Genomic DNA, 11,338 nt, shown 5'->3' on the forward strand with positions numbered 1-11,338 from the left:
CATTGTCGCGATTCGGGCCTGCGTCTACGTCTGTGCCCGCGCCCGCGCCTGTTCATCCCGCTGATCCTGCCTCGCCCCGCCTCCGGAGGTCCGAGCCCGTGTTCTTCGCCCTCACCGACGAGCAGCGCGCGCTCGCCGCCACCGTCCGGGACTTCCTGGCCGACCGCTTCGATCTGACCGCCGTCCGCGCGGTCTTCACCGATCCCGACGGTGACGGACACCCCCCCGAGCTGTGGAAGGCGATCGGCGAACAGGGCTGGCTCGCGGTGTGCGTGCCCGCGCGGTTCGACGGTCTCGGTCTCGGGCTGCTCGACGCACAGATCATCGCGCGGGCGTTCGGAGCGGGGGCGATCCCCGGGCCCTGGCTGCCGACCGTGCTCGCGGGCGAGGCGGTGCGGCTCGCCGGCTCGGCGGACCAGGCGGCGGCGGTGCTCGCCCCCCTCGCCGCCGGTGACCTGGTGGCCACCGTGGCGCTGCGGGGCCCGGGCGGGGGATACGACCGTACCGGCATCGCGGTCCGCGCGACCGCGGACGGCAGGCTGGGCGGTGTCGCGTCTGGCGTCGAGTATCTCGAGGTCGCCGGGTTCGTGGTGGTCGCCGCCGTCGACCCCGCCGGAGTCGGGCTCTACCTGCTCGATCCGCATGGCCCGGGGGTGACGGTCACCGCCCAGCGCGGCTTCGACGGCACCACCCGGCTGGCCTCGCTGTCCCTGGCCGACGCGCCCGCGACCCGGCTGCCGGCCTCCAACGCCGCGGTCGCTGCGGACCTGGTCCGTCGTGGTGCCCTGCTCACGGCCGCGGACCTCGTCGGTGTCGCGCGGGCCGCGCTGACCCGGACCGTCGCCTACGACATCGATCGGGTGCAGTTCGGCCGGCCGGTCGGTTCGTTCCAGGCGCTCGCGCATCATCTCGCCGATCTGCATGTCGCCGTCACGATGGCCGAGCACGCGGTGCTGTACGCGGCGCACGCGCTCGATACCGCCCTGCCCGACGCGGAGCTGGCGCTCGCGGTGGCGAAGAGCAAGGCCAACCAGGCCGCCGGGGACGCCACCGCGGCGATGATCCAGTACCACGGGGGGATCGGCTACACCTGGGAGCATGATGCGCACTTCTTTTACAAGCGGGCCAAACGCCAGATTCCCGCTTTTGGTGACACTCCTGCGCATCTGGAGCGCATCGCGGTGCTGACCGTCGACACGTTGCCCTGACCGCCCCCGATCCCGCAGCACTCGCAGCGGTGCTGGTTCCTCGGCGGTGCTGGTCCTTAGCGCGTCAGCGTATGGTCGAACAGCTGCCGGGCCGGGCCCAGGGCTGCCCGGCGGTCGGCGGGAGCCAGCCCGATGCGCGTCCGGCGATCCAGCAGGTCTGCCGGGTCGAGCGCGCCTTCGTCCCGCACCGCGAACAGCAGCTCCGCGCCGGTGACCGGCGTCCCCTCGGCGACGGGTGCCAGCAGGTCGGGGTCGCCGTCGGCCAGGGCCAGCACCCTCGGTGCCTCCGTCCCGTACCGCTCGACCAGACGGCGCGGCGCGGCCACCGTGGCGAGGACCGATCGAGGTGCCGCACCGACCAGGCCGAGCCGCCGGGTACGGCAGGGGCCGGCGTCGAGGTCGCCCACCGCGACGGCGGCGTCCACCGCGTCGGCGGCCATCCGTCGATAGGTCGTCAGTTTGCCGCCGACCACCGTGACCAGGCCGCCCGGGTCGGTCCGCACCAGGTGCCGCCGGGAGAGATCGGCGGTGCGGGCGGCGCTGGTACGAGCGGCGCTGGTACGGGCGTCGGCGGTGTGGTCGGTAGGGGTGTGGTCGGTGGCGGTGTCGAGCAGGGGGCGCAGGCCCGCGAAGGCGCCCAGCCGGTCCGCCGGGTCGATGGGGGTGGCCAGCACGTTCGAGACGATGCCCAGCAGCTGCGCGATCTCGTCCTCGTCGGGCACCGGGACGTCGACGACCTCCTCGACCGGCACGTCGGTCAACCCGACGTAGACGCGGCCGTCGTCCTGGGGCAGCACCAGCGCGAACCGGTTCCGTTCACCCGGCATCGGCAGGGACAGCGCCGCGCGGGTCCCGGCCAGGACGGTGGAGCGCAGCACGAGGTGGGTGCCGCGGCTCGGCCGCAGCCGGATCCCCGGCGCCAGGTCCGGCGCCCACACGCCGGTGGCGTTGACCACCGTCCGCGCACGCAGGGTGATCCGGGTACCGGTGAGGGTGTCCACCGCGGTCGCCTCGATCCCACGGCAACCGTGCCGGCCCGTGCCGGCACGGTTGCCGTGGGATCCGGTGCCGAGGGCACGCGCCGCGCTGCTGCCGCCGCCGAGGCCGTCGAGGCCGGTCACCCGCAGCCGGGTCAGGATCCGGGCGCCGAATCCGGCGGCGGTCCGGGCCAGCGCGACGACGAGACGGGCGTCGTCAACGAGCTGGCCGTCCCAGTGCAGCACCCCGCCGCGCAGCCCGGCTTCCCGGAGCGCGGGAGCCACCCCGAGCGTCTCCACGGCGGTCAGCCGGCGTGGGCCGGGCAGGACCGCGCGGGGCGTGCCCGCGCCGCGGCGCAGCAGGTCGCCGAGCCACACCCCGGCCTGGACCAGCGCGGCGTTCGACCGCGGTACTCCCGGGGTCAGCGGGGTGAGCATGGGCAGCGCCCGCACGAGATGGGGCGCGGTGTGCCGCATCAGGATGTCGCGTTCGACGGCGCTCTCCCGCGCCAGCGCCACGTCTCCGGTGGCCAGGTAACGCAGCCCGCCGTGAACGAGCTTGGAACTCCATCGGCTCGTGCCGAAGGCGAGGTCGTGCGCCTCGGCGAGGACGACGGACAGGCCGCGGGAGGCGGCGTCCAGGGCCACCCCGGCCCCGGTGACCCCACCGCCAATCACCAGCAGGTCCACCGGGCCGCCGGCCGCGACGGCGGCCAGCTCCCGTTCCCGCCGCCCGGCGTTCAACGAGGTCGCCGCGGTCGGCCGGAGCGTCAGAACCGTCATGGTGATCCCCCAGTGCTCTCCTTGACCGGTTCCGGCGCGAGGTAGCCGCGCAGGAGCCGGCGCAGTTCGGCGGTCCGGGTCGCCGCGGGGACACCGCCGCCGAGGGCCTCGGCGGACAGGACGAAGGACTGCACGACGAGCAGGACCATGAGGGCCAGCGCCGACGGGTCCGCGGGCCGCACGGCGCCGTTCGCCGCGGTGGTGCGGAACTGGCTCGCCAGCAGGTCCAGGATCATCTGCTGGGTGGCGCCACGTCGCTCGATCAGGTACGGGATCAGCAGCTCGGGATCCGTCTCGATAATCCGCAGATAGAGCGGGTTGGTGCGGAACGCCTCCACCGTCGCGATGATGTGCTCGACGAGATCGTCGAGCAGCCCGCCGTCGAGCAGCCCGCCGTCCGGCCCGGCCTGGGCCATGGCCGACGCGGCCGTCACGACCTGGGTCCACTCGCGGGTCATCACATCACCGACCAGCGAGCGCAGGTCCGGCCAACGTCGATAGAGGGTCATCCGGCTCACTCCGGCGCGGCGCGCTACCTCGGTCAGGGTGGTCCGCCGGACCCCGACCGCCAGCAGGGACGCCTTGGCCGCGTCGAGGACGGCCTCCTCGCCGGCGAGAGCCATCCTCCCTCCCTCCCGTCGCCACGGGCGCGGGGAGCGGCGCCGCCGCGCGGGATGTGCCATCGTAGGATGAGACCTTGTGACAATGTGACGTTGGCTGTCACACTGTCTCGCAAGAGATTTTACCGAGGCACCACCGGATCGGACAGGCGGTACGCACGCCGATGACGAGCACCGACGAGGCCCACGAGAAAGCCCGTGAGATCGTCCCGGCCGAATCAGTCTGGTGGGGCTGGGGCCCCGCCGAGGCGCATGACCCACTGCCCGATTCCACCCGCCTTCTGCTGGCTCGGCTCGGCATTCCCGCCCGTCCTCGCCCGCCCGTCCCGCTCGCCGAGGTACGCCTGCCCGCGTCGCGGCTGCCGGATCCGGCCCGGGCCGCGCTCGCGGAGGTCGTCGGGGACGACGAGGTCCGGGTGGACGATGTCACGCGCATCCGGCACTGCCGGGGCCGCTCGACGACCGACCTGTTGCACCTGCGGGCGGGGGATGCCTCCGCCGCGCCCGACGCGGTCGTCCGGCCTGCCGATCATGACGAGGTGCTCGGCGTGCTGCGGGTCGCGACCAGAGAGCACCTCGTGGTCGTGCCGTTCGGGGGCGGTACCTCGGTCGTCGGCGGCCTTGCGCCGCCCGAGCGTGGCGACCGTGCCGCCGTCGCCCTCGACCTCGCCCGGCTGGACCGGCTCGGCCGGGTGGATCCCGACTCCGGCACCGCGGAGCTCGGCGCCGGGCTGCGGGGCCCCCGGGCCGAGGCGTTGCTGGCCGAGCACGGTCTCACGCTCGGGCACGTCCCCCAGTCCTGGGAGTACGCCACTATCGGTGGCTACGCGGCGACCAGGTCCAGCGGTCAGGCATCCGGGGGCTACGGCCGGTTCGACGACCTGGTCGTCGGCCTGCGGGTGGCCACGCCGGTGGGCGGCTGGGAGCTCGGCCGCGCCCCGGCGTCGGCCGCCGGACCGGACCTGCGGGAGCTGCTACTCGGCTCCGAGGGCGCCTTCGGGGTGATCACCCAGGTCGTGGTCCGGGTCCGGCCGCTGCCGGCCCGGCGCGGCTACGAGGCCTGGTCGGTGCCCGACTTCGCGACCGGCACCCGGCTGCTGCGCTCACTCGCCGCCCGCGACCTGCGGCCGACGGTATGCCGGTTGTCCGACGAGACGGAGACCGTCGCGGGGCTCGCGCGGCCGACCCGGTCGGGCGGCGAGCGCGGGGGCGGCGTCGTCGGCTGCTACCTGGTGACCGGCTACGAAGGCGACGATCGCGCGGTGGAACAGCGTTCCGCGGCGGTCGCTGCCGTCCTGCTCGCCGGGGGCGCCAAACGGCTCGGCGCGGCGGCCGGCCAGGACTGGGAGCAGGGTCGGTTCCGGGCGCCCTACCTGCGCGACGCGCTGCTGGACCAGGGCATCTTCGCCGAGACCCTGGAAACGGCGGGATTCTGGACGGCGCTGCCCGGGCTGTACGCGGCCGTCCGAGATGCGCTCACCATGACGCTGGCCGCCGCCGGCCTGGCACCGGTCGTCATGTGCCACATTTCTCATCTGTACGCCACGGGGGCTTCGCTCTACTTCACCGTCGTCTGCGGCGAGGGCGACGACCCGATCGGGAGCTGGCGGGCGGCCAAGGCCGCGGCCACGGACGCGGTCGTCGCCACGGGCGGCACGATCACCCACCACCACGCGGTCGGGACGGAGCACCGGCCCTGGCTCGGCGCCGAGATCGGCGATCTTGGTGTCGAGGTGCTCCGGGCGGTCAAACGGACACTGGACCCGGCCGGCATCCTCAACCCCGGGGTTCTCGTCGCCTGAGGCACTACCGGGCGCATCGGGTCGACCCGGGAGCCTGGGTAGGCCAAGGGTGTGGAGACCATTGCCGCCTGTGTGGTTGTCCTGTTCTTCCTGCTGATCCCGGTGGTCATCGTCGGTGCGGCCCTGGGCTGGGCCTACCACCGTTGCGCGCCGCTGCGGGCCCGGGCGGCCGTCGAGGCCGCCCGGGAGCAGCGGGCCCACCCCTGAAGACCGGGCCGGGCGTTCCGTCGATCCCCGGGATGTCCGGACAGCGTCTCCGTCAGGATGAGGCCATGAGCACCGGACCGTGCGAGCCGGCTCCGGGTTACCCCGGCGGGCCGGGCGGTGGCGTCGACCGTGATCGTGACCATGCCGGGGACCGTGCCGGGGACCCGGAGTTCGCCCCGGCGACCCGCGGCCTCGTCGTCGTGGGACCGGGGGCGAGCTTCGGTTCCGACCTGTTGCGCCGGTTTGGCCGGGAGGGGTTCGCCCTGGGAGTCGTCTCCCGGTCCGCCGACACGCTGACCCGGGTGAGGGACGAGCTCGCCGAGGACGGCCTGGCGGTGCACGGCGCCGTCGCCGACGTCACCGACCAGCTGGCCCTCACCACGGCCATCCAGCGGGTGGCGGCCGACGTCGGGGGGCTGACGGTGCTTGTCTACAACGCCAAGCTCAGCATCCGCGGCGGCGCCCTCACGGTGAAGGCCGAGACGATGAACCAGACTCTTGCGGTGAACGTCACGGGCGCGCTCACCGCGGTGCAGGTGGCGGCAGACCTCCTCGTGGACCGGCCGGCCGCGACCATCCTGTTGACCACGGCCGGATCGCGCACCGAGCCGGTGGCCGGCCGGTTCGCGCTGGCGATCGGCAAGGCAGGCCTCGCCGCCCTCGCCGATGCGGTACGGCCGATGCTGGCCGCGCGGGGTGTCCGGCTGCGCACGGTGGTTCTCGACGGCAGGGTGGACGCTGCGGGCCCGCTACGTCCGGGGGTGGTCGCGGACCACTTCTGGCAGGCGTTCGCCGCCCCGCGTGGCGACGTTTTCCGGCTCGCGTCGGCTAGACGGGACACTCCGGTGGCGCAGCTCCCGCTGGAGGTGTGAGCTGGTGGCGGCGGTGACGCTGGTGACATGGGTGACGGCCGGTGATGGCTGGCGGATCATGCTCCGGGCGGTGGCCGATGGTATCTGGTTTGCCCGGTCTGGTCGGTCAAGTCGGGGATCCGACACCGATGTCGCATGGATGATCGGACCCGCGGCCGTGCGGAAGGCACGGAGCATGCGACGATCCGGCAGGGCCAGGCACAGGACAACCGCCAGGCGGACATCGACAGGGCGACGGCGTGCTCCGGCGCGGCATGGCAGGAGATGGACCGGTGAACGACGGACGTGACGGTGATGGGCAGCAGCCTGCGGACAGCACCCATGTGATGCCTCCGGACGGTGATGGGACGCGGCCCGCGAACCAGAACAGGCCGGCCCGTCCGGGCGCCCCGGTGGGACCACCGCCGCCCGCGGACTCGTTCCGGCCGGCGCGGCCGGCCGCGCCGACCCGGAGGGGTGACCCGCCGGCTGGTTATGAGCCGCCGGCCGGTTATGACCCGTGGGCCGGCTCCGGCGCTCAGGGTGGCTACGACGGCACCGCGGTCCTGGGTGCGGCGCCCGGGACCACGGGGATGGGGAACATCACCGCCCGCGAGGGCGGCGGACCCCATGATCGGCTGCCCGGCGCCGCCGGCGGGGGCGGTAGAGGCCCGGAGGGATTCGCCGTGGCGCCAAGCGGCGGCACGCCCGCCGTGCCCGTCAAGCTGCGTCGCCGGCGCCGGAAACTGCTCATCGCGCTGGTCGCCCTGATCGTCCTGTTCGTCGTGGGCGACCGGGTCAGCGTGGTGATAGCCAAGGATCAGATGCGCCAGCAGGTCGAGGCCGGCGTGGCCGAGAACATCAAGCCGGGTGATCCCATCCCGACGGTCAAGAGCGTGAGCATCGGCGGATTCCCGTTCCTTACCCAGGTCCTGTTCGGGAAGTTCACCAACATCGGAGTAGAGATCGAGGGCATCCCGACGCCGGGCCCGAAGATCTCGTCGGTGAAGGCCAATCTGAAGGGTGTACACGTACCGCTCGGTGATGCCATCACCAACAATGTCGGGCAGGTGCCCGTCGATCACGTGCGGGCCACTGTGGATATGACCTACAACGACCTCAACGCCTACCTCGCCGGGCAGCAGGTGCAGGTGAAGCCGGTCGACGGGGGAAAGGAGATCGAGGTGACTGGCACCGTCAACGTGCCGGTGCTGGGTACCCAGCAGGTCGGTGGGATCACGACGTTCGAGGTCCGGAACAACATGCTCACCCTGGTGCCGAGTGAGGTGAAGCTTACCGGAGCTGTGAACCTCGGATTCAGTGTCCCCGGAGAACTTCTGCCGTCCATCCCGATCCCGATCTCCGGTCTGCCATTCCATCTCCGCATCGTCGAGGCATCCACGAACGCGACCGGTCTCTCACTCACCGCGACTGCCGAGGACGTGGTGCTCCCGGCGTCCTGAGCCCTGAGTGGCGGTCCTGAGCCCTGACATGATTTCCGCCACAGTTGCGCCGACCCGGAATGCCTCGCGCGCGGTGGTCGAGCCGTACCGACCGCCCTCCCCGCGGTCAGGGCCCGGATCGGATCCGGTCGAGGCCGCCCATGGCCCCTCTCTCCCCGGAGTAGGTCCTTCCCGGAGTACGTCGACCTTCCCGCGGAGTACGTTAACCTGTCGACGATCGTTCGACGCGCGGCACCTCCCGGCGTTTCATCAGCCGATTTCCGGTGGCCGTCCGTTGGCTGATCGTCCACTTCCGTGGCGTGCGTCCCGGGTGCCGCCGAGGCCTGCAGCCGCTGGTCGGATCGGCGACAGATGCCACTGTCGGGGACCGTCGACCATCATTCTCATAGGGTGCCGGACGGGAACATGCGTCATCGTCGTCGCTTCCGGGGCACGGTCACCGAGCTTCCGTGGCACGGTCATCGAGACGATCTGACCACTCAGGGTGACGTGGCCCGGAAGGTTTCGTGCAGGGTAACCGGTAAATCGACCGATCATGAGGCGGCAGGAACCCGAGAGATGCCCGGAAGTCGACGCGACGGCAACGATCGCCGTTCAGCTGGTGGTAAATCGTCACCCGGGATGGATCAAGGTCATCCCTCGACGCTACGATCGGGCATCCGGCGTGATCCGGCGGCTCGAGTGGCCGCGCGAGGTGGTGACCCGGCGCGCCATGATGACACCGCAGTACCTGGTAAAACCGCACAGCGTAGTGACACCGCACAACGTAGTGACAAGGTGGAGTTCGGCGGGACATCCCGGCCAGCGTCCCGTCGCGAAGGGGGAAACACGTGCAGACGACCTTCCTGAGAGTCGTCACCGAGGCCGGTGCGGCTACCGTGCCGGCCGAGGCGCAGTTCATCATCGGCCGTGCCCGGACCGCCGACTACGTCATAGCGGACAGCCGGGTCTCCCGTCGCCATCTCCTCCTTGAGCAGACCGGCAACGGGTGGGTCGTTCGGGACATCAGTTCCAACGGCACCTGGATCGACGGGCAGCGCATGCCCGAGACCGTCCCGGTGCACGGTGAGGTGCGGCTTCGTCTCGGCACTCCGACCGGGCCCGAGGTTGTCATCCATCCCCAGGTGCCGGAAGGCCGCAGGCCGCTGGACGAGCCGGAGTACGACCCCGGCTACGACATGCAGACGATGCTGCCCAATGCTGCCGGTTACTCTCCGCCACGACCCACGGGCTCCTCGAGGGGTGGGCGCGGGACCTCGCATCAGGGGCCGACCGATCCGTCCCAGCGCGGGCACGACTACGACGACCAGGGTCGGGACGAACGGGTGAGTGGCGTCACCAGCCTCGAGCAGGAGCACGAGCGGCGAACCACTTATCGGCTGCGCCCGGGCACGATGTCGATCGGCCGTGCCCGTGACAATGACATCGTCATCACCGACCTGCTTGCCTCCCGCCGGCACGCCGAGCTCTACATCGGCCGGTCCGGCCTGCAGATCGCCGACCTCGACTCCGCCAACGGCGTGTTCGTCAACGGTCGTCGGATCAACCGGGCGTCCGTCGGCCAGGGCGACGTCATCGCCGTCGGTCACCACGTCTTCCAGCTCGAGGGCGACCAGCTCGTCGAGTACATCGACTCCGGTGACGTCAGCTTCGAGGCCGACGCCCTGAACGTCTGGGCCGGTCAGAAGCAGCTCATGCACGACATGACGTTCAAGCTGCCCGGCCGGGCGCTGCTGGGCGTCGTCGGGCCGTCCGGGGCGGGTAAGTCGACGCTGCTCAACGCGCTCACCGGCTTCCGCCCCGCGGACAAGGGCACCGTGCGCTACGCCGGCCGGGACCTCTACTCAGAGTATGACGAACTGCGGCGCCGGATCGGCTACGTGCCGCAGGAGGACCTGCTGCATACCTCGCTCACCGTCCGCAAGGCACTCGAGTTCGGCGCCGAGCTGCGCTTCCCGCCGGACGTCACGAAGGCGGAGCGGCGCACCCGGGTCGACGAGGTGCTCGCCGAGCTGGGCCTCACCCAGCACGCCAGCACCCAGGTCTCCCGGCTGTCCGGCGGCCAGCGCAAGCGGACCTCGGTGGCCCTGGAGCTGCTGACCCGGCCGACCCTGCTCTACCTCGACGAGCCGACCTCCGGCCTCGACCCGGGCATGGACAAGAACGTCATGGAGTCGCTGCGCAAGCTCGCGGACGACGGCCGGACGGTCGTCGTGGTCACCCACAGCGTCGCCCAGCTCGACCTGTGCGACTACATCCTCGTCCTCGCACCCGGCGGCTACGTGGCCTACTTCGGTCCGCCGCAGGACGCGCTGCCCTTCTTCGGCAAGCGGGACTACCCGGACGTCTTCCTCACCCTGGAGGCGACGCCCGGGGCCGAGTCGGCCGCCAAGTTCCGCAACTCGCGGTACTACGTGCCCGCCTCGATCACTGCTCCGTCGGCCCGGCCGGCTCCCGAGGAGCTGCCCTCGCTGCGGCAGCAGTCGGTGATCTCGCAGCTTGTGACGCTGAGCCGACGAACAATGGCCGTCGTCGCATCCGACAAGTCATACCTGCGGCTCATTATCGCCTTCCCGTTCCTGCTCGGGCTGATACCCAGGGCCATCGGCGGGAACTTTGATCTCACGGCCGAACAGGCCAAACAGTTCTCGCCGAACTCGGATGCCCCGACAGTTCTTTTGATCATGGTTCTCTGTGCCTGTTTCATGGGAATGGCGAACTCGGTCAGAGAGATCGTCAAGGAACGGGCGATCTACCGAAGAGAGAGAGCCATCGGTCTGTCTCGGACCGCGTATGTCGGTTCGAAGATCCTCGTTCTTGTTATGATCACTGTCGCCCAGGCGATCCCGTTCACGTTGATCGGTCTTGCCGGGCGAACGCCGGACAAGGGTGTCGTGCTCGGGAACGCCCTGCTCGAACTGCTCATCGCTGTGATTGTGGTCTCGCTCGCGTCGGCCATGCTCGGGCTGGTGATCTCGGCGATGGTCGACAACGCGGACAAGACCATGCCGCTCCTGGTACTGATCACCATGGCCCAGCTCATCTTCAGCGGTGGCATCGTGCCGGTGAAGGGCACGCCCGGTCTGGAGCAGATCAGCTACATCGCGCCGGCCCGCTGGGGCTTCGCGTCGATGGCCTCGGTCGGTGACCTGAACCGCATCACCCTGGCCGGCGTGCTACGGCCAGACAACCAGAAGCCGGTGAACCCGAAGGTCGTCGATGACCCCTTCTTCGACCACAGCGCCTCGGCGTACCTCACCGACATCGTCGCCGGTCTCGTCGTCGGCGTCCTCCTCGTGATCATTACTTCCTTCCTGATCCGCCGGATGGACCCGAAGACCGTCAAACGCGCCACCGCCGCACCGGTCAGCGGCCCACCCCACTAGGGCCTGTTTGGGAAGTACGTCCCGGGGCTGGCCGTGGATCT

At 71.2% G+C, this 11,338-nt stretch carries 8 protein-coding genes; 6 read left to right on the plus strand and 2 right to left on the minus strand.

All coding sequences use genetic code 11. From position 1 onward, the window contains the following. Positions 1–98 precede the first annotated feature (98 nt). Positions 99–1,208, plus strand: a complete 1,110-nt coding sequence (locus AC08OU_RS07990; protein WP_462186477.1) for an acyl-CoA dehydrogenase family protein — start codon at positions 99–101, stop codon at positions 1,206–1,208. A gap of 56 nt (positions 1,209–1,264) precedes the next feature. Here the strand turns inward: AC08OU_RS07990 and AC08OU_RS07995 are convergent, their stop codons facing one another. Beyond that, positions 1,265–2,968 carry a glycerol-3-phosphate dehydrogenase/oxidase gene (locus AC08OU_RS07995; RefSeq protein ID WP_462203144.1) on the minus strand — a complete coding sequence of 568 codons (1,704 nt, stop codon included), beginning with the start codon at positions 2,966–2,968 and terminating at the stop codon, positions 1,265–1,267. Continuing rightward, positions 2,965–3,591: a TetR/AcrR family transcriptional regulator gene (locus AC08OU_RS08000; RefSeq protein WP_476600363.1), complete on the minus strand. Its 627-nt coding sequence runs from the start codon at positions 3,589–3,591 to the stop codon at positions 2,965–2,967. Before AC08OU_RS08000 ends, AC08OU_RS07995 begins: the two co-directional genes overlap by 4 nt. A 161-nt stretch (positions 3,592–3,752) precedes the next feature. Here AC08OU_RS08000 and AC08OU_RS08005 point away from each other — a divergent pair, with 161 nt between their 5' ends. The 5 genes from AC08OU_RS08005 to AC08OU_RS08025 all read left to right on the plus strand — a co-directional run bounded on the left by AC08OU_RS08005 (position 3,753) and on the right by AC08OU_RS08025 (position 11,297). After that, positions 3,753–5,390, plus strand: coding sequence for an FAD-binding oxidoreductase (locus tag AC08OU_RS08005; protein WP_476600365.1), 1,638 nt, complete (start codon positions 3,753–3,755; stop codon positions 5,388–5,390). Positions 5,391–5,441: 51 nt separating this feature from the next. Continuing rightward, positions 5,442–5,597 carry a hypothetical protein gene (locus tag AC08OU_RS08010; RefSeq protein ID WP_462186483.1) on the plus strand — a complete coding sequence of 52 codons (156 nt, stop codon included), beginning with the start codon at positions 5,442–5,444 and terminating at the stop codon, positions 5,595–5,597. A 65-nt stretch (positions 5,598–5,662) separates the two neighbouring features. Further along, positions 5,663–6,469, plus strand: coding sequence for an SDR family NAD(P)-dependent oxidoreductase (locus AC08OU_RS08015; protein WP_476600367.1), 807 nt, complete (start codon positions 5,663–5,665; stop codon positions 6,467–6,469). A 272-nt stretch (positions 6,470–6,741) separates the two neighbouring features. Continuing rightward, on the plus strand, positions 6,742–7,911 hold the full coding sequence (locus AC08OU_RS08020) for an LmeA family phospholipid-binding protein (protein ID WP_476600369.1): 1,170 nt from the start codon (positions 6,742–6,744) through the stop codon (positions 7,909–7,911). An 830-nt stretch (positions 7,912–8,741) separates the two neighbouring features. Further along, on the plus strand, positions 8,742–11,297 hold the full coding sequence (locus tag AC08OU_RS08025; RefSeq protein ID WP_476600371.1) for an FHA domain-containing protein: 2,556 nt from the start codon (positions 8,742–8,744) through the stop codon (positions 11,295–11,297). Positions 11,298–11,338: the final 41 nt, after the last annotated feature.

The sequence above is a fragment of the Frankia sp. CcMO1 genome, assembly GCF_977945845.1.

Coding starts and splice junctions, on each gene's coding strand:
- AC08OU_RS08000 (WP_476600363.1), bottom strand. CDS start 3,591: ATGGCTCTCGCCGGCGAGGAGGCCGTCCTCGACGCGGCCAAGGCGTCC.
- AC08OU_RS07995 (WP_462203144.1), bottom strand. CDS start 2,968: ATGACGGTTCTGACGCTCCGGCCGACCGCGGCGACCTCGTTGAACGCC.
- AC08OU_RS08015 (WP_476600367.1), top strand. CDS start 5,663: ATGAGCACCGGACCGTGCGAGCCGGCTCCGGGTTACCCCGGCGGGCCG.
- AC08OU_RS08005 (WP_476600365.1), top strand. CDS start 3,753: ATGACGAGCACCGACGAGGCCCACGAGAAAGCCCGTGAGATCGTCCCG.